This is a genomic window from Thioclava sp. L04-15 (assembly GCF_002020275.1).
GTDB lineage: Bacteria > Pseudomonadota > Alphaproteobacteria > Rhodobacterales > Rhodobacteraceae > Thioclava > Thioclava marina.
Genome location: NZ_MPZW01000007.1, coordinates 131582 through 153261, shown reverse-complemented (window position 1 = coordinate 153261; position 21680 = coordinate 131582). Strand labels below are relative to the sequence as shown.

Genomic DNA, 21680 nt, shown 5'->3' with positions numbered 1-21680 from the left:
CGCGCCTCACCCTTTCCCGAGCGCCGCCTTGGCGGCGGCGACGATCGCTGGCACCTGCGGCACGGAGGCATCCTCGAGATGCTTGGGATAAGGGATCGGCACCTCGACCGAACACACCCGCCCCACCGGCGCATCGAGATGCCAGAAGGCTTGCTCACCGATCCGGGCCGCGATCTCGGCAGACAGCGAGCCCGACCGCCAGCCTTCGTCCACGATCACCGCGCGGCGCGTGCGCGCAAGCGAGGCCATGATCGTCGCATCATCGAGCGGGCGCAGAGAGCGCAGGTCGATCACTTCGGACTCGATCCCCTCGCCCGCCAGCGCCTCCGCCGCCTCGAGCGTCTTCCAAAGCGAACCGCCATAGGTGATGAGGCTGATATCCTTGCCCGCGCGCCGGATCGCGGCTTTGTCGATATCGACCGGCCCCGCATTCGTGGCGATCTGACCGGTCATGTTGTAGAGCATGACATTCTCGAAGATCAGCACCGGGTCGGGATCCTCAATCGCAGTCCAGAGCATCCCGCGCGCATCTTCGAGCGTGGCCGGCGCCAGCACCCGCAACCCCGGAATATGCGCATACCACCCTTCGAGCGAATGGGAATGCTGCGCGGCCAGTTGCTTGCCCGCACCGGTCGCGAGACGGATCACCAAGGGCGCGCCGAACTGCCCGCCCGACATATGCCGGATCGTGGCGGCGGTGTTCATGATCTGATCGAGCGCGAGCAGCGAGAAGTTCACCGTCATCACCTCGACGATGGGCCGCATCCCCGCCGCGGCCGCACCGATCCCGGCCCCGGTGAAGCCGGACTCGGACAGCGGCGTATCGCGGATACGATCTTCACCGAATTCGTTCATCAGCCCTTTCGAGACCGCGTAGCAGCCGCCATAGGCCCCCACATCCTCGCCCATCAGGAAGACCCGTTCGTCGCGGATCATCGCGTCGCGGATGGCCTGTTTGACCGCCTCGCGATAGGTCATCTCGACGGTCTCGGCGCCCTGTTCGGGCGGCGCGGGCGGCGCGGGGCGGTCGTCGGCCATGACGTGGCGGGTGAGCGTCTCGAGAGGTTCCCATTCGCTCGCCTCGGCATAGGCGACAGCGGCGGCGATCTCATCCTCGACGCCTGCTTCGATCTGCGCGACCTCTTCGGGATGCATCAGCCCTGTCTCATAAAGCCAGGACTGGAACCGAACGATCGGCCCTTTCTCGCGCCACTCGGCCACCTCTTCCTTGTCGCGGTAGAGCTGGGCGTCGAACATCGAATGCGCGCGAAAACGATAGGTCAGGCATTCGAGGAAATAGGGTTTGCCGGTCTCGCGGATCGCGGCGAGCGCGCGGCGCGTGGCCGCCTCGACCGCGACCACATCCATCCCGTCCACCTGCTCGGTCACCGTGCCATAGGCGGCCGCCTTGCGCCGAATATCGGTCTCGGACTCGGTGCGCGCCAGGGCCGAGCCCATCGCATAACCATTGTTCTCGCACACAAACAGGACCGGCAGCGACCAGAGCTGCGCGAGGTTCATCGACTCGTGGAACTCGCCCTCGGCCACCGCGCCCTCACCGAAGAAACAGGCGGTGACATTCGGCGCGCCCATCATCCGGTCGCGCAGCGCAAGCCCCACCGCCAGCGGCAGCCCGCCGCCCACGATCGCGTTGCCGCCATAGAAATTGCGCTCGGCGTCGAAGATATGCATCGAGCCGCCCCGCCCGCCCGAAGCGCCCGTGGCCTTGCCATACATCTCGGCCATCACGCGCTCCATCGGCACGCCGCGCACCAGCGCATGGCCATGCTCGCGATAGGTGGCGACGATGCGGTCATCGGGGCCAAGGCGCGGGATCACGCCCGAGGCCACCGCCTCCTCGCCGTCATAAAGATGCAGGAAGCCACGGATCTTTTCCTGCGTGTAGAGCTCGGCGCATTTATCCTCGAAATGACGGATGCGGATCATCGCCGTGAGCAACTCGCGGATGTGATCGTGGGTCAGATGCGGTTTGTCGGCACTCATGTCTCGTCACTCTCCAGCGTCGAAATATCACCCTCCGGCAGGCCCAGCTCGCGCGCCTTCAATAGCCGGCGCATGATCTTGCCCGAGCGGGTCTTGGGCAGGGTCTTTCGGAACACCACCTCGCGCGGAGCGACCGCCGCGCCAAGCTTCTTGCGCGCAAGCCCGCGGATGTCGCGTTCGAGATCTTCGGAGGGCTCGAAGCCAGGATTGAGCGCGACGTAAGCTTTCACCACCTCGCCCGCGGTCTCGTCGGGCAACCCGATCACGGCAGCCTCGGCCACCGCCGGGTGCTCGATCAGCGCGCTTTCGACCTCGAAGGGACCGATGAGGTGGCCCGAGGACTTGATCAGATCGTCGGCGCGCCCGACGAACCAGAAATACCCTTCACGGTCGCGCATCGCGAGATCGCCCGAGAGATACCACCCATCGACGAAGCACTTCTTGTAGCGCGCTTCTTCATGCAGATAGGCGCGCATCATCGAGGGCCAGCCCGGACGCAGCGCCAGCTCGCCGATCTCGCCGGGCGGGCATTCACGCAGCCCATCATCGACACGCGCGACGATGCCCGCCTCGATCCCCGGCAAGGGCCTTCCCATCGAGCCGGGATGCACATCCATCGCGCGGGTGTTGGCGATCATGATCCCGCCGGTCTCGGTCTGCCACCAGTTGTCGTGGAAGGGCCGCCCGAAGACCTCGTTGCCCCAGACCACGGCTTCGGGGTTCAGCGGCTCGCCGACCGAGGCCATGAAGCGCAGCTGCGAGAAATCGTGGGACGCGGCAGCCTCCTTGCCTGCGCGCATCATCATGCGGATCGCGGTCGGCGCCGTGTACCAGACCTCGATCTTCTCGCGCTCGAGAAGGCCGTACCAGCGTTCGAGGTCGAAATCCGCCTCGTCGATGACCATCCGTACCCGGTTCACCAAGGGCGAGATGATCCCGAAAGAGGTGCCCGTCACCCAGCCCGGATCGGCACTGCACCAATAGCGCGTGCCCGGCGTCAGTTCGAGCGCATAGCGGCCAGCGGCAGCGTGCATCACCACCGCATCATGCACATGGACCGCGCCTTTCGGGCGCCCCGTGGTGCCGGAGGTGAAATGGAACAGCGCAGGGTCTTCGGGCCGGGTGCGAACCGTCTCGAACCGCTCGGAGGCCGCCGCCATCGCAGGGCCGAGCGCGACGCAATCCTCGGGCGCCTCGTCCCCGATGATCAGCACCAGCTTCAGCGAGGGGATCTCGTCGCGCCAAGCCGCGATCTTGCGGCGATAGATCGACGCGGTGGTGATCAGCGCATCGGCCTCGCCGATCTCGAGCCGGGTGCGCAACGGCTCGGGCCCGAAGGCGGAAAAGAGCGGCGAGAAGATCATCCCGGCCTTCAGCGTGCCCAGTGCCGCGACGTAGAGATCGGGCACCCGCCCCGCGAGACCGAAAACCCGATCGCCGGCTTGCAGCCCGTGGCTTTTCAGAACATTGGCAAAGCGCGCGGTCCGGGTGGCGAGATCGCCATAGCTCAGGCTTTCCCGCTCGCCGTCCTTGCCAAGCCACAAGATCGCCTCATCAGCACCGTGGCCCGAGGCGACATGCCGATCCACCGCCTCGTGAGCGATGTTCAGCGCGCCATCGGGAAAGCCGTCGAGCATCGCTCGTGCGGTCTCCCAGGTAAAAGCCTCGCGGACCTCATCGGTCAGCGTCGCCGCTGCGCGTTCGGCGGCCGACTTCTGGATAATCGCCCAAGTCATCACGCCTCCTCCCAAGGTGATGCCAGTCGACTGACCGCCCATTTCAGGGGAAGCCATGGCCTTGCTTAGTCCATGGAAAGCGGCACTGCATTGATGCGGCTCAACGCGGAGGGCGGAATTTACCCGCGACTCACCCCGCGCACGACGAGAAATCCCAGCAGCGGCGGGAGAAGGCTCATCGCCCCGGCAAGCAGCAACCCCGCGGCACCCGGAGAGGGCAACTGAAGCACGTCCGAAAGCCCCGGCAGCCACAGCGCTCCGGCGATAAGCACGAGACACAGGCCGAGGGCCCCCCAGACATAGCGATTGCGCGTCACGTCATTGCGCAGCGCGTGGGTGTCGGCTTCGCGCATGTTGAACACATTCCACAGCTGACCCAGGGCGAGGGTCACGAAGGCCACGGTGACGGCGGCACCGGGTTCGAGCCGCAATCCGTAGAGCGCCCCCCCGAATGCCAGCATCGTCGCGAGGGTCACGATGGCCCCAAGCGCGACGATGCGCCCCCATTCCCGACGCGCGAGGATCGGTTCGGCGCGATCGCGCGGGGGGCGGCGCATCTCATGCCCGTCGCCCCGCCCCATCCCGAGCGCAAGCGCGGGGAAGACATCCGTGACGAGATTGAGAAACAGGATCTGCAACGGCAGGAGAGGCGCGGGAAGACCCGCCCCCACGGCGATCCCGACCACGAGGATCTCCGAGAGGTTGCACGACATCAGGTAGACGACGAACTTGCGGATATTGCCGAAGATCACCCTGCCCTGCCGCACCGCCTCGACGATGGTCGCGAAATCGTCGTCCTTGAGGACCATATGCGCCGCCTCTCGCGCCACTTGCGTGCCGCGCTGGCCCATCGCGATGCCGATATCGGCTTTCTTCAGCGCCGGCGCGTCGTTCACCCCGTCCCCCGTCATCGCGACGGTCTCGCCCTCGCGTTGGTAGAAACTGACGAGCGCCAGTTTCGTCGCAGGAGCAACGCGGGCGAAGACGCTCGCCTTGCGGAGCCGGTCGAGCGTTTCTTCCCCGGCGTCTTCCAGATCGATCCCTGCGAGTTCGCGTCCTTCGATCGCCACCACGCCATCCTCGCTGATCCCGGCATCTTTCGCGATGCGCGCGGCGGTCTCGGCATGATCGCCGGTCAGCATGATCACCCGGATTCCCGCGCTCTGGCAGGCCGCGATCGCAGGCGGCACGTCCTTGCGCAACGGATCTGCAAGACAGGCGATCGCGACCAGCGTCAGTCGTTCATAGGGCGCGTCCTGCGTCCCGTCCGACCGCTTCATCGCAAGCCCGATCCCACGCAGTCCTTTACCTGCGGCAGACGCATTGCGCGCGATCCAGCTCTCTTTTGCTCCGGCGCTCAAAGGTCGCGGGCCGTCTGCCCCCAGCACCTCGGAGCAAGACTCGATCACCGCCTCCGGAGCGCCCTTCACCGCATAGAGCACGCCGCCGTCGGGCAGCGCATGGACGGTCGCCATCATCAGGCTATCGGTCTCGAAAGCATGCTGGACAAGGCGCGGCTCGGCGCCGTCCAGTGAGAGCCCCGCCTCCCGCGCGGCACTCAGCAACGCAAGTTCGGTCGGGTCGCCGATCCGGCGATCATCGCTTCCGCCCAGTTCGGCATTGTTGCACAGTATGCCGATCTTCAACGCCAAACGAAGACGGTCTTGCTCGATACCGGCGACCGTCCCGACCAGATCCACGCTTTCGCCATCGAGCAGCAGTTGCACCACGCTCATCCGGTTCTCGGTCAGCGTCCCGGTCTTGTCCGTCAGGATCAGCGTGGTCGCCCCGAGCGTCTCGACCGAGGAAAGACGGCTGATCAACGCATTGCGCTGCACCATGCGCCACATCCCGCGCGCGAGCGAGAGCGTGGCCACGACGGGGATGCCTTCGGGGATCGCGGCAACGGCAAGGGCGACCCCGGTCTGGATCATCCCCGTGAGCGGGTGACCCTGGGCCAGCCCTGTGACGATAATCGCGGCCGCAAGGACAATCGTCAGCCAGACCAATCGCTGGCCGAGCCGCGTCAATTGTCGCTCGAGCGGTGTGGGCTCCGTGCTGGCCTCCATCGCGAGCTGGCTGATCCTGCCGATCTCGGTCTCCATGCCGGTCCGAACCACCACGCCCGTCCCTGCCCCGCGCGTGACGGCCGCGCCCTTGAACCCCATGTTGGTGCGGTCCCCCAGCACCGCGTCGGATGGCAGCGGGTCGGTGCCCTTGAGCACCGGAAGGGATTCGCCGGTGAGAACGGATTCGTCGCAATAGAGCCCCGAGGCCTCGACGAGCCGCAGATCGGCGGTCACCACGTCGCCCGCTTCGAGCACGACAAGATCGCCCGGCACGACATCGCGCGCGTCGATTTCGATCAGCATCCCGTCGCGGCGCACGCGGGTGCGGACCTCCGCGATGCTGAACAATGCCTCCATCGAGCGGGTCGCGCGCAGCTCGGTGAAAAACCCGATCGCGCCATTCAGGAGCAGCACGACGAGGATCGCCAGCGCCTCGACGATATCGTTGATGACGAGAGAGAACACCGTCGCCAGAACGAGCAGAGCGACAATCACGCCCTGAAACTGGTGCACAAGGATGCGCAGCGCGCTTCGGGGCTTCTGACGGCGCAAAGCGTTCGGGCCGTGGAGTTCGAGGCGCTCGGCGGCCTCCTGCGCGGCCAGCCCGTTCGGGAACGGGACGGATAGACGCGCAAGCACCGCCTCGGCGGTTTCGGCATAAGCTGTCTCGGAATCAGTGTCCTGCATCGCGGGCCTTCGGTCGTCCCGCGCCGATGGTAAGCCTTTCCGCAGGCCACGCAACCGCACGGCCTTGCGTAGTGATGCCGCAGAGCGCGCCCCTCGCGGCTAGGGGATCGGCTTCGCCCTCTCGTGGGTTGGTGACTCGAAACCTGAAGGCACTGGAGAGAGGATCAAGACGGCGCAGAAAAAGCCCTTCGCGCGCCATCCGGCGGTCGACCGTGAGCCTGCCGAAGACGCTGAGTAATACCGCCATTATCGAGGCGATGAATGCGCGCCGCCAGCCCTCGGCCTTTCTCGGCCCCGTGCAAAAGACCGGACAGTACGCGATCTCGATAGAGGCCCCCATTGCCGATGACATGCAGCCGCAACGCCAACCCGACGCTGGCGCCCAGGTTTGCCAGCATTGCACGCGGGCGCAGGGAGATGCCGGATCGAGCCCATAGGCGAGCAGCGAGTGCCGCGACTTGCTCACGGGTCTGCTTTCCCATAGGCGTTAGCTCTTCGCGTGGATCATTTCTCACTGAAGGGTTTAAAGTGAACGCATTGATTCTCATCGACATTCAGGCCGGATTTGAAGATCCCGTCTGGGGCGAACGCAACAATCCTCAAGCAGAAGACCGCGCGCGTGACCTGCTTCAGAAATGGCGCGATTCAGGTTCGCCAATCATTCACGTCCGACATGTCAGTACGACGCCTGGCTCACCGCTCAGCGGATCGGGAACCGAGTTCAAGGCGCAAGTGCAGCCTTTGCCCGGCGAAACCATCATCGAGAAAAGTGTCAATTCGGCTTTCATAGGGACGAATTTGAACGACCATCTCAAGGAGCTTGGCGCAAATGCCCTGACAATCTGTGGCCTGACGACGCCGCATTGCGTGTCCACCACGACCCGAATGGCCGCCAATCTGGGATACAGGGTGCGCCTCGTCGCGGATGCGTGCGCGGCTTTCACCTCCAATGCCGATGTCAGCTTTGATGATGGGCCAACGCTGTCCGCGGAGGAAATTCATCGCTCGGCTCTGGCGCATCTCCACGGGGAGTTCGCGCGGGTTTGCCTGTCAACGCAGATACTGTCCGAATAGCACCACATACCCGGCCATATGATCGGGCAGGATCAAAGGCAGCAATGTCCTGCCGATGAACGTCCGAATTGGGGCGCGCGCAAGCCGGGAGCGGGTCGAAAGAGGGCTTCGGCTCTCCTTCGCCTACAGACCGGCGGGGAGCTTGGCGCGCATGGCCTCGCTTCGGTCGAACCGCTCTCCATCTGCGGTGAAGGTCCCGTCACCGACCGCATGAAGCAGGCGTTTATCCTGCCGGTCGGGGTCGATATGGGCGGCGACGCCCTTGAGCAAGACAAGGTCGAGCCGTTCGACGATCTCCTCGACGCGACATTCGATATTGGCGAGGCACTCGCCGATCAGCGGCGCCCCGACATGGTGCGCGCGCAAGGGCGTCAGATCGAAACGCGCGAACTTGTCGGTATCAGCGCCCGAACACATCCCGATGCCGACGACCGTATCGATCATGTCGGCGGTGGGAATGGCGAGGACGCATTCACGGGCCTCGCACAATGCGTTCCAGGAGTGGTTCCAAGGTCCGGTCGTGAGCGCGAAACTGGCGTCGAAGCCACGGACCATTGTCCAGGTGATGGTCATGATGTTGGCCCTCGCCCCGTCATGGGTCGTCACCAGAACCACCGGCCCGGGTTCGATCAAGGTGAAGGCGCGCGAAAGCGGTAGCGGAGTCATCGGCATCTTCCTTTCGGTCATGGAGAGCTTAGACCCATCGTGGAAATTGCCTAGATGAAATGGCGCGCGATATCAGAATGACCGTTGCAGCGTGGCTCCGAAACGGCGTTTGGCGTCCGGCTGCGGTCTCTTCATCTCCCCGCACGTCGGAAGGCCGGGTCGCCGCGCCGCCTGTATCAGGCCTCATGCGGCAAGACCTGAGCCTATCAGGCGCAAACGGTGGACGCGCCGCACCAGCACGCAAAGGTGATCCGCCCGCTTCGACAAGAAGGGCGCAGGCCGAGCCGTTTTCTGGCATTACCCTTTCCGCACATGCATTCCACGCAGCCTTCGGAAAAATGACAAGCTGGCGGGCACGGGAGGCAACTCTCACGACTTTGCTCAAATAAGAACAGCGTCACGCCTAGCCCCGGCGTGCAGGGGCGGATGTTCGCGACAGGCGCGCGAGAAAGACGGCCTTGCCATCGCCGCCACGCAAATCGGAATGATTTCCCGCCACCCCTATTATCAGCGACGACGCCGCCCCTTGATCTGGCGTTATTTTCGCCCGATCTGGGAGAAAATTCCATCTCGCGAGGTCACCCATGAACCTTCTCGCCACCATCGCCGCCACCACGCTCGTCGGCGCGAGCCTCCTTGGTGCAGCCCCTCTCGCCGCCGCGCATCTCGGCCCGCTCGTCACCCCCAGCGAGTTGAACGCGGAGCTGGCGGATCTCGATCCGGTGCTGCTCGATATCCGCGTCGGGGTCTATGAAAAGGGCCATGTCGAGGGGGCCGTCTACGCGCCTTATTCGATCTTTCGCGGCCCCGACAACAATCCCGGTCAAGTGCCGCCACTTGCCAAGCTCGAGGCCTCTTTCGAACAAATCGGGCTCGAGACCGACCGCCCGATCGTGATCATCGCGCAAGGCGATACCGATACCGATTTCGGCGCGGCGGCACGGGTCTACTGGACATTGAAAAGCACGGGTTTCACCGAATTGTCGATCCTCAACGGCGGCACGACCGCCTGGGCGAATGCGGGGCTGCCGATCTCGACCGCCACCGAGACCCTGATGCCCACCGATCTGTCGCTGAACTGGGACGATCGCTGGACCGCGGAAACGCCAGCGGTGCGCGGTATCGTCGACGGCAAGAGCCGCGCGGTCCTGGTCGATGCGCGACCGCCCGCCTTCTACAAGGGCAAATCCGCACATGGTGCTGCAGCCCGCCCCGGGACGCTGCCAAGGGCCGAGAACCTGCCCTATACCCAATTCTTCCGCCCCGGTGCGACGGTGATCGACCGCCAGGTCGATGCGGCGGCGCTGAAGGCCAAGCTCGGGATCGCGGATGGCGAAGAGGTCGTCTCCTTTTGCAACACCGGACATTGGGCCGCGACCGAATGGTTCGCGCTCTCCGAGCTGGCGGGGATCGAGAACGTGAAGCTCTATCCCGGTTCGATGGTCGAATATTCAGCGACTGACGGCGCGATGGAGAACCAACCCGGCCTGCTGCGCAACCTGCTCAACCAGTTGACCGGGGGCTGAGATGACGAGCACGGTTCTTGAGGCGAGCAGCGGATCCGCCACGGCGCTTCGGCGGGCGGCGCTGGTGCTCGCCGCGCTGGTCGCGGTTGGCGCGCTCACGCTATTGGGCGGGGCGCGTTACGGCTTTCTGCTGGCCATCGGTCTGGGCTTCGGCATTGCTCTCGAGGGGCTGCGCTTCGGCTTTGCCGGCCCGTGGCGCGCGATGATCCTGCGGCGCGAACCGGCGGGGCTTCTGGCACAGCTTCTGGCAATTGCGCTGGTGTCCATCGTGGCGATCCCGCTTCTGTCGAGCCATCCGGGTGAGCTGACCGGCGCTCAGGCCCCGATCGGCTGGGCCATGGTCGGTGGCGCCTTCGTCTTCGGCGCGGCGATGCAGGTGGTCCTGGGGTGCGGCTCGGGGACGCTGGTCAACGCGGGCTCGGGCAATCCGGTCGGCCTGGTGGCGCTTCCGTTCTTCGCCATCGGCAGCTTCTTCGGCGCCTACGGTCTGATCTGGTGGACCTCGCTCGGCGCATTGCCGATCCTGACCCTGCGCGGCACGACGGGGCTTGCGGTGACGCTGGTTCTGCTCGCGCTCGTCGCGGGCGTGGCCTTCGCGCTCGGCAAGCCCGGATCGCGCGCCCTGCCCCGGCGCTACGTGATTGCGGCGCTCGTGCTCGCCGCGCTCGCCATCGGCAACCTGGTCGTCGCGGGCCAGCCCTGGGGCGTGGTCTACGGGCTGGGGCTTTGGGTCGCGAAAGGGGTCCAGGGCGCGGGTATCGATCTGTCCGGCTCGGCCTTCTGGAGCGCGCCGGGATCGGTCACCCGACTGCACGAGAACCTGCTGACCGATTACACCTCGCTCACCGATATCGGGCTGATTGCGGGGGCCTTCGGGGTCGCGGCATGGCGGCAAGGCGGTCTGTCGCAGACGCTTCCGCGCTACCCCGCCCGCGCCTGGGTCGCAACTGTCGTGGCGGGCTTCCTGTTGGGATACAGCTCGCGGCTCGCCTTCGGCTGCAACGTCGGCGCCTTCTTCTCTGGCATCTCGACCGGCAGCCTTCACGGCTGGGTCTGGTTCGCGGCCGCATTCGCGGGCGCCTTCCTCGGCATTCGGCTGCGCCCGATCCTCGGGCTGGAGGCGCGCGCATGACCCGCAAGAGCACCGCCCTTATTGCAATCGCAGGCCTTCTCGCCCTGATCGCCGCCGACCTGCTCGCCGCGCCGCACAACCCCTATCATGCCCCGCCCGCTTTCGCGTTGGGCTCGGGTCAGGTGGCCAGCGGCGGTTTCTGCGGCGCGCTGCCGGATTAAGCCGCGTCTAGTCGAGCATCTCAGTCGCGAGGCGGCTGTCGAGCAATTCCTCGGGCAGCAGGATGTAGATGTCTTCCGGCGGGGTGGTGAGCGAATAGATCATCACGCCGGGATCGACGCCCATGTCGATCAGATATTCCATCGTGCGCCCCTGTCCGCGCTGGATTTCCTCCACCGCGAAATAGGCGGGCATGTAAAGGTTCTCGTCGTAGTAATGCTGGTGCATCCCGACATAGCCCTCGGGGGAGACACGACGCTGTTCACCAGAGGCGAGGATATAGGGGCAAGCCGACATGCAGGCCATGCCCGGAAGGATCGCGGTGTTCTTGCCTGCCTCGCGCAACATGCGCCCGATGGCCAGCGCTTCGATCACCTGCCCGCCGGGACTGCTGAGCGCGACGGTCGCGGGGAGATCCTCAGTCGACGCCCCGTCGAGATAGCTCGCGAGGCGATCCGCATCGCCCGTCGCGATCGAGCCGTTCAGGAGAAGCACCTCTCCGAAACCCTCGATAGTCTTGCGCTCGAAGGTGAGACGGTCTGGGTAGGTCGAAGGCAGATCGATCCCCGGCGGCAGTGCAGGCGCATCCCGGCGCGGCAGGGGCCGGTCGGGATCAAAGCGGCGGCGTTGATCGCCCGGCGCGACCGGGTCGCTCATGCCAGGCACGGATGAAGGCGCCCCGGGCGGATTGCGGCCCAGCCAATCACCCGCGATCATCACCGCGGCAATCGCGACCTGAAGCCACAGAACCATCATCAGCCCGCGCCGGATATCAAGATGCGCAAGCTTCGGAAACGACAGGCGCATCACTCAGCTCTCGGTGGCGCGGGGCGGCGCGTCGGGTGCGTCGGGCAGCTCGGTCTCGGAAAGCCCGGACACCCGCTTGCGGATCTCGGCATCGGCCCCGCCCATCGTCTGCTCGACGTCGCGCATCGCGTTGAGCGCCGCTTTCAAATCGGCAAGCGTCAGAGTCTCCTCGATCGGCAGACCGTCGCGGCCCGAACGGATCGCGGCCTGCGTCACCGCCAGAACGAAGACGAGAACGGCGGGCAGAAGGTCGATCGCGATCGCCCCCGCCCAGGAAGGCACGAAACTGCCCGCATAGCGGATCACGGCCTCGGCGCTGGTGATCGGGTTGTAGGCGGTCTGGATCGGCGGATCGCGCGCCAGCACCTCATCGGCGGCGCGCTCCAGCGTGCGGCCGCGCTGGTCAAGCGCCTCCAGCACGGAATCGATTGTCGAGGATTGCGCGTCTCGGACATTGGTTGTGCGCCCGTCAAGTTCCGGCAGCACGACAGAGGCGGGCAGATCCTGCGCCGCCCGCGCCACCAGCGGGGCCACGGAGAGTTGGTCGAGCCGCGCGATCACGCCAGCAAGCCGCACGCTCTGTTCCGCAAACTCGACCGAGCGCTTCTCGACCGGACCGGGGGCCACGATCAGCGCGCGCATCCGTCCCAAGATCTGGTTGCCGGTCTCGAAGGCCTCGTCGATCTGCGGCTGCTGGGCGCGGATCTGCTCTTCGAGATTGGCAAGCTCTTCGGTTTTCTGGGTCAGAACGCGGAACACCGCGCCCCGGCCTGCCGCGCCTGACAACTGGCCCGATTGCTCCTGTTCGGCCAGCGCCTCGAAAGCGTCGCGCGCCCGTTCGACCTCGCGCCCCAGCGATTGCGCGGAAAGGGCGATGTCATGGGCCTGCTCGAGCGCGGATTGATAATCGCGCACCGTGGTATCGAGGTGCTGCTCGACCGCCGCCGATCCCGCCAGCGCCGCCGCGTTGAGCCAGCTCGACATCGCGACGATGGCGAGCGAGCCGACGATGGTCGAGACCGTCAGCCCGACGAAGCCGCTCGCCGTACGCATCGCGGGCAAGAGCCGCAGCATGTAGCTCCAGAAGACGAAGATCCCGACCGAGACGGCAATCGAATAGGCAAGCGCCGCGAAAAAGCTCATCGCGCCGGTATCCTCGAGGATCGAGGAGACGCCGAGATAGGTGTAGATGCCCGAGGCGATCGCCAGCACGCCGAGTGCTGCGGGCGTGATCGTGTCGAGCCAGGCCAGATGGCCCTCCAGCTCCTTTGCGGTGCGCAGGCCCTTCGTTTCGGCCGCGCTCAGTCTTCTGGGGGTCTCTGTCATCGGCTTTCGCCCTCGTCACGATTGGGTTCGGGAACTGATCACAATTGGGGGATGAGGGCGCGAATTTTAAGGGTCACGACGGGTTTTGTTGCATAAATCAGGCTGATAGCCGCGCGCCCCCTTCCCCCGGACAGGGTGTTTCAACGGCCTCGGAAATCAGAGGGGTGCAAGCCGAAATCCACCGTCACAGCGGCGGCGAGAGGCTGGACGGCACCGTTTGCCAGCAGGCACGGCATCCCTGTGCCTCTTGAGATCAATCGCGTTCTGTAGAGAGCCCTCGGCGCAACAGCGATCCCATGGACGAGCGCGTTCCCGATCTTGCAGCTCGGTGGGCAGTCGACACATACCGCTCGTCTACCCTGTTGGACACACGAAATGAATCCTTACACGGAATTTCGGGAACAGATCGAAGGTTCACATTGAGCCGGTGCGACGCCCCCTGATGGATGCGCCCCATCCCGCACCGTTTTCACGCGATGCCTCGTCGGTCCGTCCAACCGGTGAAGAAATAGGCCAGCCCGAAGGCAACTCCGCGCCAGAGGCTGGCCGCAGCGATCTCAGTCCGCGAGCACGAGCAGATCCCGGCTCGCGACACTCACCTCCGCCAGGGAGCCAACCTCGGGCGGCGGGTTTCCGGGGCGGTTGAAGGTGTCGAGCGCGATCGTCTGGCCTTCCACCTCCAGCTTCACGCGCAGGATCGAGCCGAGGAAATGCACCTCGGCGATCTTGCCCGAAAAGATCGTGTCGTTCCCCTCCCGGCGCCCCAGCGCCAGCACTTCGGGCCGCGCCGCCAGGGTCACCTCGGCGTTCGTGCCCGCCGAGACGGGTGCGCCGAGGATCACCTCGGTGCTGCCCACACGCAAAGCACCACGCGCGGGATCGGCCACCTGCGCGGTGAGCGCGTTGAGCGTGCCCACGAATTGCGCGACAAAGCGGGTCTTGGGCTGATTGTAGATCTCGAAAGGCGCGCCGATCTGTTCGGCCACGCCGCCATTCATCACCACGACCCGATCCGAGATCGACAACGCTTCTTCCTGATCGTGGGTCACGAAAATCGTCGTGATACCCAGGCGGCGCTGGATCTCGCGGATCTCTTCGCGCAGACTTACCCGGATCTTTGCGTCAAGCGCCGAGAGCGGCTCGTCGAGCAGCAGAACCCGCGGCTGGATGGCAAGCGCGCGGGCCAGCGCCACACGTTGTTGCTGCCCGCCCGAGAGCTGGAACGGATAGCGGTTGCCAAGATCCGGCAGGCCGATCAGGTCGAGCATTTCCGCCACGCGCGTCTTGATTTCCGCACGCGAGCGTCCCGCCACACGCATCCCGAAGCCGACATTCTGCGCGACCGTCAGGTTCGGAAACAGCGCATAGGCCTGAAACACCATCCCGATATTGCGCTGGTTCGAAGGCAGCGCGGTCACGTCCTGCCCGCCGATGCGGATCGCACCGCCCGAGGGGTGCTCGAAGCCCGCCACCATCCGCAGAACGGTCGTCTTGCCGCAGCCCGACGGACCGAGCAGCGAGATGAATTCCCCCTCTGCGATGGAGAGGTTGAAATCCTTCACCACGCGGTTCGCGCCGAAGGATTTTTCCAGATGTTCGATCTCGAGAGAGGCCATGGGTTACCGCTTTGCATTCGTATGTTTGGAGAACCGGGTGACGAGCTGAATGAGCCCCATGCAGATCCAGGTGATCGAGAAGGCGATCACCGCGAGCGCTGCGGGCTCATAGGCCTTGTTCGCGCCGGTCAGCTGCATGTAGGGGCCGAAGGCCGGCCGGTTAAGAAGAGAGGCGAGGACGAATTCGCCGATGACGATGGCGAAGGTGATGAAGGCGCCCGAGAGGACCGCCACCAGCACGTTGGGCAGGATCACCCGTGCGAGGATCGTGCCCCAGCCCGCGCCCAAGCTTTGCGCCGCTTCGGTCAGGGTCGCCACGTCGATCGTGCGCAACCCCGTATCGACGGCGCGATACATGTAGGGCAGCGAGAGCGTCGCATAGCCCAGCATCAGCAGGATATTGGTCCCCGTGATCGAGCCGGTGAGCGGCAGGAAAGACGAGGTGTTGTAAAGCCGGATATAGCCGAACACGATCACGATGGGCGGGATCACCAGCGGCAGCAGGGTGATGAACTCGACCACGGGGCGCCATTTCGGCAGTTTGAGCCGCACCCAATACGCGGTCGGCACCACGATCAGCGCGCCGACGAGGATGGTGAAGATCGCCATCACCACCGAATAGGTGAAGGTCTCGCGGAATTGCGGGTCCGCGAGCACCGAACGATAGGCATCGAGCGAATAGACCCCGCGCCGTGCGCGCAGCGAGAACTCCAGAGTGCCCAGAAGCGGCAGGGCGAAATAGAGAATACCGAAGGCCAGCGCGAGCCAGGACCAGAACCGTTTGGAGATCATCTCATCCACCTCTCGGAGCGCACGCGCAGCCAGACATAAGCGAGATTGGCAAGCCCGGTGATCACGATCATCCCGAAGGCCAGCGCATATCCCAGATGCGGGTCTTGCAGCACGTCACCGCGGATTTGCGCGTAAAGCATGATCGGCACGATCGACATCGACGAACCGGTCAGCGCATAGGCGGTCGCCACCGCGCCGAAGCTGTTGGCGAAGAGAAGCGCCAGCGTGCCCAGCAGAGCGGGCCAGAGGATCGGCAGCGCCACGATGCGCCAGTACTGAAAGCCGGTCGCCCCGAGGATGCTGGCCGCTTCCTTCCATTCGCGCTTCAGACCGTCGAGGGCCGGGGTGATGATCAGCACCATCAGCGGGATCTGGAAGAACAGATAGGTCAGCGTCAGGCCGAAGAAGCTCAGCAGGTTGAAGCCATGAGCGTAGATGTTGAAACCGAACCATGACTTCAGCAGCACGGTGACGAGGCCCAGCCTCCCCAACGTGGCAAGGAAGGCGAAGGCCAGCGGAACGCCCGCGAAGTTCGAAGCCACGCCCGAAAAGGTCATCACCGGCCCGCGCAGCCACTTGGGCAAACCGCCCAGTGTGACGGCGGCGGCCAGCGCGAAGCCTACGAGACAGCCCACCAGCGCCGTGGCGAGGCTGATCTTGATCGAGATCCAGTAGCTCGCGAGGATCGTTGGCTGGAACAGATTCACCAGATTCGACAGCGTGAAGCCTCCGTCCACCGTACGGAAGGCCCCGATGACGATATACATCGTCGGCGCGATCAGGAACAAAAGCGCGAACAGAGTGAAGGGAACCATCCCCACCCAGGTCAGCGGCAGCTTGCGGCTATGCATCGAGCCTCGTCTTACAGAAATGTCGAAAAATTCACCCCGCGCACCATGGCGCGGGGTGAGAGAAGAGCCTCGATTACTGGACGTTCGCGCCGACGACGCTGTCCCAACCGCCGGTCACGACTTCCTTGTTCGCAGCCTGAGCGTCGAGCGACGGGAAGACCGCCTTGGCATAACCTTCCGCGGGCGGCATGGCGTCGAGCATCTTCTGCGGGACCTTGCCGTTGGCCGACAGGTCGTTGAAGCGGATCGGGTGGCAATAGCCCTCGAGCCAGCCAAGCTGACCCTCGTCCGAATAAAGATACTCCATCCACAGTTTCGCGGCGTTCGGGTGCGGCGCATAGGCCGAGATCGCCTGAACGTAGACGCCCGCGACGACGCCCGATTGCGGCACGATCACGTCGACCGGCGGGTTGCCGTTGAGCGTGTCACGACCGGCCAGCGCGTTATAGTCCCACTCGATCACGATCGGCGTCGCGCCCTGCGCGAGCGTGCCGGTCTTGCCGATGACGGGGACGAAGTTCCCGTTCTTGTTCATCTCGGCGAAGTAGTTGAGGCCGGCTTCGCCCGAAGCCTTGCCCGGCTCGCCGCCTGCGGCCACGCCCGCGGCCAGAACGCCGAGGATCGCCTGGTTCGACGCACGCGGATCGCCCGCCAGCGCCACCGAGTTGGCGTATTCGGGCTTGAGAAGGTCCGACCAGTCCTGCGGAACGTTGTCGACGAGGTCCTTGTTCACCGCGAAGGACAGCACGCCGTAATAGTCGCCGTACCAGTAGCCTTCGGCATCCTTCGCATCGGCGGGGATCGTGTCCCAGGTCGAGACCTTGTAGGGCTGGATCAGCCCCTCTTCCTTGGCCGCCGGGCCGAAGGACAGGCCGACATCGATCACGTCGGGAGCCTGCGGACCCTTGTTGTCCTTGTTCGCGCGGATCGCTTCGAGTTCGTCGGCCGAGCCCGCATCAGGGTTGAGCTCGTTCACGGTGATGCCCGGGTACTTCTGCTTGAAGCCCTCGATGACGCCAGCGTAGTTGCACCACGAATGGGGCAGCGCGATCGTGGTCAGGCTGCCTTCCTCTTTCGCGGCGGCATAGAGGTCGTCGAGGCTCTCGGCGAAGCTGGTGCCGGCGCTCGCCGCCAGAGCCACGGCGCTGACTGCCGCGAGGTATTGGAATTTGAAGTTCATTTTCAGGTCTCTCCCCGTTCATGAAGAGCGGTGCCGCACCTTGCGGTCCTGTCTCTCCGAATCTGACGTCTCTCGACGGTTGTGCCCTGCCAGTTGGCTCCGGCATCGGCGACCCTTTATGCGGATCATGTAACAGGACTTTGGCAGACTGGACCACGTAGTCAATTTTCTTTTGATAATCCGTGATGCTCAAGTGAACATATCCGTGTGGCAATGATCACGCGATCGCCACATGCGCCGAAATCAAAGGCAAATCTCAAGAAATCCGGGGCGCAGATCGCGCCGACAACGGGTTTTCATTTGAGCGAAACCCGGCAAACCCGCGCCTCCCCCGCTCCGGAAATGCCGCAAAAGCTCACTTTGCCCAAGCGGAGTTCACGGGGAGTTGTATCCGCACCTCAAGACCGGACACGCTCCCGGGCGGGGGTGAAGTCAGCGAAAGCGGGCTTCCGATCCGCTTGGCGATCACCGCGACAATCGCAAGCCCCAACCCGCTGCCGTCATTCGTGCTTCCGGCGCGCTCGAACCTCGCGGTCAGGCGCGAAAGCGTCTCCTGGGGAATGACGGGGCCGTCATTCGTCACGCTCAGAACGCCGTCCGGGGTCAGGCGCACGGAGACGGGCTTGTCCAGCGCCCCGTGTTTGAGGGCATTTTCGACGAGATTGCGGCACACGATTCCGAAGGCGTCGGGATCGAGGTCTGAAATGACCGGCGCGTTCGGCAGGTCCAAAGCGATGCGTCCCGGTTCGAGACCGCGGGCGAGGTCTTCGACGACGAGCCGGGCTGCGACGCGCAGATCCGCGCTTCGGTCCAGTCGCAGGGGGCCGCCCTCCGCACGCGCCAACTGCAACAGGCGCTCGGAGAGCCGTGTGAGTCGCTTGAGCGTCGCTTCGATATCCGAGGCACGCGCCTTTGCGACGGGATCGCTGGTTTCCGCGCTCAGGCGTTGCGTCTGCGCAATGGCGCCCGCAAGGGGTGTGCGCAGCTCATGCGCGGCGTTGGACGCAAAACTTCGTTCGGCTTCGAAGCCTTCACGCAACCGGCCCAGAAGATTGTTGAGCGTGGCCGCGACAGGGGCGATCTCGGTTTGCAGATCATCGGTCGGAATGGGGGTGAGATCGCGCGCGCTGCGCGCTTCGAGGCTGGTGCGGAATCGCCGCAAGGGACCGAGGTTCGTTCGCACCGCCAGAATGACCGCCGCCAAGGCAAGCGGGACCACGATCAGCAGCGGCAGCCCGAGGCCGAGCGCGATCTCCCGCGCAATCCGCGCCCGATGAGAAAGCGGTTCCGCGACGGTGATGCGAACCGTGTCCCGAAGCGCCGCGTCGCTGTAGAATCGATGCGTGGCCGTCTGGCTGAATCCGCGCTCGGCGGTGTCGGGGAAGATGGAGGGGTCAGCCGCATGGGACTGCAGGAGGATATGCCCCTCCGCGTCGCGCACGATATAGGTGAAGAATTCCTCGTGGTCGCGCAGGCTCGCAAGGCGCTGCGTCACGTTGTTGCCGTCCCGGTTGACGATATCCATGACCGCAAGCGGGAGGATCCGTTGCGCCGTTTCCTGAAGCGTGGAATCGAAAACCTCGTCCATCTCCTTGCGCACGATCAGCGCGGTTGCCGTCGCGGCGACGATCCACATGAGCGTCAGAACGACCCCCAGCGAGAGCCCCAGGCGGGCCTGAAGGCTTCTGGGCAATCTCATGGCTTGCCCAGCCGGTAGCCAAGACCGCGCTCGGTCTCGATCACATGCGCTCCGAGCTTCTTGCGCAGGCGGCTGACATGGACCTCGATCGTGTTGCTCTCCACCTCCGCGTCGAAGGCGTAGAGCTTTTCCTCGAGCTGTGCCTTGGAAAGCAGCTGGCCGGGGCGCGAGAGAAAGGCCTCGAACAGCGCCCATTCGCGCGCCGTCAGCTGCACTGGTTTGCCGTCACGCAGAATGCTGCGCGCGGCAAGGTCGATCTCAAGCCCGGCATGGGTGACGATCGGATTGGGATTGCCGCTGTAGCGCCGGGCGACCGAACCGATGCGCGCGGAAAGCTCGGCGAGATCGAAGGGCTTCACCAGATAATCGTCGGCACCCGCATTCAGCCCCTCGATCCGATCCGAAACCTGATCGAGTGCGGTCATGATGATCACCGGGCTCACATCGCCCCGGCTGCGCAGGGATTTCAGGAAACCGATGCCACGGCCATCGGGCAGCATGAGATCGAGCAGCACAAGATCATAGCCCGCACTGCGGATCGCCTCCCCCGCCTCGTCGAGCCGCGTAACCCAGTCCACGGAGTGGCCATCGCTGGCGATCTGATCGCGCACGGCGGCGCCCAGAATAGTGTCGTCCTCGATCAGCAGGATGCGCATTTCCGTTCCATCTCTTGTTTCGTTCCCTGTCTTGATCCGCCACGCTGACGCCAAGCTGACACGTCGCGCGGTGCGGCTTCAGGTTCCCGTCAGATTGATTGCCGAAGAAAGGCATCGAGTTGGCCGCGAACAGGAGTTTGGCCCATGAAGAAGACAGTGACAATTCTCGCCTTTCTCGCGGTGTTCCCTGCCGGAACGGCTCTGGCGGATGACGACTGTTTCGTCCCGATGGCGAATTGGCAGCCGCGTGATGCGGTGGCCGAGCTGGCCACGCAGAACGGCTGGACCGTGCGTCGTATCAAGATCGATGACGGTTGCTACGAGATCGACGGCAACGATGCACAGGGCCGCCGCGTCGAAGTGAAGGTTCATCCCTCGACGCTTCAGATTCTCGAGATCGAATACGAGGACGACGAACGGAGTCGTTCCCGTGAAGATGGTGAAGGTGGCAAACATGACTGACGCAACGTTTCACGACGAACCCCATCCCGGCGGAAGCGCCGGAGGCAAGGTGCGGGTCTGGGATCCGCTGGTGCGTATCTTCCATTGGGGCCTAGTCGCGGCCTTTGCGACGGCGTGGCTTACGGCTGACGAGTTGCAGCCGGTGCACGAGATCGCCGGCTACACAGTCGCGGGGCTGATCGCTTTCCGGCTGATCTGGGGGGTCGTGGGCGGGCGCTATGCCCGGTTCACCCAATTCCTCCGAGGGCCCGGGCCGACGCTGTCCTATCTTGGCGACATGCTGCGCGGGAAGGAGCGCCGCTATCTCGGTCACAACCCCGCCGGGGCCCTGATGATCGTGGCCCTGCTCATCTCGCTGTCGGGCACAGCCTTCACCGGCTGGCTCATGGCGGAACCTGCGCGTCTGGCAATGCTTCCCGAGCTGCCGCAGATCGCGACCCCGGCCTTCGCGGACGAGGATGGCGAATACGGCGAAAGCGGAGAAGGTGCGGAAGGCGGAGGGAATGAGGCCCTCGAGGAAGCGCACGAGGTTCTCGCCAATCTGGTCCTGCTGCTCGTCGCCTTGCATGTCGGCGGGGTGGTTCTGGCCTCCTTCCGGCATCGCGAAAACCTCGCCCGAGCAATGCTGACCGGCGACAAGCGTGCACCCGATCCCGGCGATATCGCCTGATCGTTCCTGATCGCGACCCCAAGGCCGTTTCGTCCTGCGGCCTCACTGGCCCCGCCCTCACAAGGTGGGGCCTTTTTTCCTGACGCGAAGCTGAAGCGGAAAGTGCCGGGCTGTCAGGAACCGCTCAGGTCGACACCCCAGATTGTCGGTAGCAGATGAAAAAGGAGACCCTGCCATGCGTAAGACCCTGACCGCAATTTCCCTCATCGCCCTGCTTCCCGCGGGCGTGGCCCTTGCCGATGACGACTATGAAAAAACCGCGCGCGGACAATCGCAGTCCCGCGATGCCGTGATGCAACTCGCGCGCGAGAACGGCTGGACTGTCCGCGAAATCGAGATGGAGGACGGCCGATACGAGATCGAAGGCCGCGACCGCGAGGGGCGCAAGATCGAAGCGAAGGTCGATCCGGTGACGCTGCGCGTCCTCAAGATGGAGCATGACGACGAAGAGGATGATGACGATTACGGCGCGTCCACGCGCAACCCCGCCCCTGCGGGCACGGTCGCCCCGCCCCAGAACGGCCTCTTCGGCAACGGCGCCCCGCCGAAGGTCCAGGTGAACTGAGAC

20 protein-coding genes are annotated in these 21680 nt (G+C 64.8%); 8 read left to right on the top strand and 12 right to left on the bottom strand.

Annotated features, from left to right (window positions below):
• Positions 1-6 precede the first annotated feature (6 nt).
• The 3 genes from pdhA to BMI90_RS15090 form a co-directional block, all read right to left on the bottom strand.
• Positions 7-2004: a pyruvate dehydrogenase (acetyl-transferring) E1 component subunit alpha gene (pdhA, locus tag BMI90_RS15100; protein WP_078530323.1), complete on the bottom strand. Its 1998-nt coding sequence runs from the start codon at positions 2002-2004 to the stop codon at positions 7-9.
• A complete protein-coding gene (acsA, locus tag BMI90_RS15095) occupies positions 2001-3740 on the bottom strand; it encodes an acetate--CoA ligase (protein ID WP_078530322.1) in 1740 nt (579 codons plus the stop codon). Before acsA ends, pdhA begins: the two co-directional genes overlap by 4 nt.
• A gap of 119 nt (positions 3741-3859) precedes the next feature.
• A complete protein-coding gene (locus BMI90_RS15090; RefSeq protein ID WP_078530321.1) occupies positions 3860-6496 on the bottom strand; it encodes a cation-transporting P-type ATPase in 2637 nt (878 codons plus the stop codon).
• A 212-nt stretch (positions 6497-6708) separates the two neighbouring features.
• Here BMI90_RS15090 and BMI90_RS18805 point away from each other — a divergent pair, with 212 nt between their 5' ends.
• Together BMI90_RS18805 and BMI90_RS15085 are read left to right on the top strand one after the other, a co-directional pair.
• A complete protein-coding gene (locus tag BMI90_RS18805; protein ID WP_168172796.1) occupies positions 6709-6933 on the top strand; it encodes a hypothetical protein in 225 nt (74 codons plus the stop codon).
• A gap of 91 nt (positions 6934-7024) precedes the next feature.
• Positions 7025-7570 (top strand): cysteine hydrolase family protein, encoded by a 546-nt coding sequence (locus BMI90_RS15085; protein ID WP_246831559.1) that lies wholly within the window; start codon positions 7025-7027, stop codon positions 7568-7570.
• Between the two features lie 123 nt (positions 7571-7693).
• Here BMI90_RS15085 and BMI90_RS15080 read toward each other — a convergent pair whose 3' ends face one another.
• Positions 7694-8236, bottom strand: coding sequence for a flavin reductase family protein (locus BMI90_RS15080; protein WP_078530320.1), 543 nt, complete (start codon positions 8234-8236; stop codon positions 7694-7696).
• A 584-nt stretch (positions 8237-8820) separates the two neighbouring features.
• On the opposite strand from BMI90_RS15080, the gene BMI90_RS15075 reads away from it, so the two are divergent.
• From BMI90_RS15075 to BMI90_RS18800, 3 genes are read left to right on the top strand one after another with little or no spacing between them, the layout of a single operon-like run.
• Positions 8821-9762 carry a rhodanese-like domain-containing protein gene (locus BMI90_RS15075; RefSeq protein WP_078530319.1) on the top strand — a complete coding sequence of 314 codons (942 nt, stop codon included), beginning with the start codon at positions 8821-8823 and terminating at the stop codon, positions 9760-9762.
• Position 9763: 1 nt separating this feature from the next.
• Positions 9764-10894, top strand: coding sequence for a YeeE/YedE thiosulfate transporter family protein (locus BMI90_RS15070; RefSeq protein ID WP_078530318.1), 1131 nt, complete (start codon positions 9764-9766; stop codon positions 10892-10894).
• Positions 10891-11055 (top strand): hypothetical protein, encoded by a 165-nt coding sequence (locus BMI90_RS18800; protein WP_168172802.1) that lies wholly within the window; start codon positions 10891-10893, stop codon positions 11053-11055. The genes BMI90_RS15070 and BMI90_RS18800 overlap by 4 nt, the downstream gene beginning before the upstream one ends.
• A 7-nt stretch (positions 11056-11062) precedes the next feature.
• On the opposite strand, the gene BMI90_RS15065 is transcribed toward BMI90_RS18800, so the two are convergent.
• The 8 genes from BMI90_RS15065 to BMI90_RS15030 form a co-directional block, all read right to left on the bottom strand.
• A complete protein-coding gene (locus BMI90_RS15065) occupies positions 11063-11860 on the bottom strand; it encodes a hypothetical protein (RefSeq protein WP_078530317.1) in 798 nt (265 codons plus the stop codon).
• Between the two features lie 3 nt (positions 11861-11863).
• Entirely contained in the window at positions 11864-13186 is a 1323-nt protein-coding gene (locus BMI90_RS18985) for a hypothetical protein (RefSeq protein ID WP_078530316.1), read from the bottom strand.
• Between the two features lie 557 nt (positions 13187-13743).
• On the bottom strand, positions 13744-14802 hold the full coding sequence (locus tag BMI90_RS15055; protein WP_078530315.1) for an ABC transporter ATP-binding protein: 1059 nt from the start codon (positions 14800-14802) through the stop codon (positions 13744-13746).
• 3 nt (positions 14803-14805) lie between these two features.
• Positions 14806-15594, bottom strand: coding sequence for an ABC transporter permease (locus BMI90_RS15050; RefSeq protein ID WP_078530314.1), 789 nt, complete (start codon positions 15592-15594; stop codon positions 14806-14808).
• Positions 15591-16445, bottom strand: a complete 855-nt coding sequence (locus BMI90_RS15045; protein ID WP_078530313.1) for an ABC transporter permease subunit — start codon at positions 16443-16445, stop codon at positions 15591-15593. Before BMI90_RS15045 ends, BMI90_RS15050 begins: the two co-directional genes overlap by 4 nt.
• Before the next feature lie 73 nt (positions 16446-16518).
• Positions 16519-17625, bottom strand: a complete 1107-nt coding sequence (locus BMI90_RS15040) for an ABC transporter substrate-binding protein (protein ID WP_078530312.1) — start codon at positions 17623-17625, stop codon at positions 16519-16521.
• A gap of 355 nt (positions 17626-17980) precedes the next feature.
• Entirely contained in the window at positions 17981-19324 is a 1344-nt protein-coding gene (locus tag BMI90_RS15035; protein ID WP_078530311.1) for an ATP-binding protein, read from the bottom strand.
• A complete protein-coding gene (locus BMI90_RS15030; protein ID WP_078530310.1) occupies positions 19321-19980 on the bottom strand; it encodes a response regulator transcription factor in 660 nt (219 codons plus the stop codon). Before BMI90_RS15030 ends, BMI90_RS15035 begins: the two co-directional genes overlap by 4 nt.
• Positions 19981-20124: 144 nt before the next feature.
• Here BMI90_RS15030 and BMI90_RS15025 point away from each other — a divergent pair, with 144 nt between their 5' ends.
• From BMI90_RS15025 to BMI90_RS15015, 3 genes are all read left to right on the top strand, one after another.
• A complete protein-coding gene (locus tag BMI90_RS15025) occupies positions 20125-20442 on the top strand; it encodes a PepSY domain-containing protein (protein ID WP_078530309.1) in 318 nt (105 codons plus the stop codon).
• Positions 20435-21112 (top strand): cytochrome b/b6 domain-containing protein, encoded by a 678-nt coding sequence (locus BMI90_RS15020; protein WP_078530360.1) that lies wholly within the window; start codon positions 20435-20437, stop codon positions 21110-21112. The genes BMI90_RS15025 and BMI90_RS15020 overlap by 8 nt, the downstream gene beginning before the upstream one ends.
• Positions 21113-21287: 175 nt before the next feature.
• Positions 21288-21677, top strand: a complete 390-nt coding sequence (locus BMI90_RS15015; protein WP_078530308.1) for a PepSY domain-containing protein — start codon at positions 21288-21290, stop codon at positions 21675-21677.
• Positions 21678-21680 lie beyond the last annotated feature (3 nt).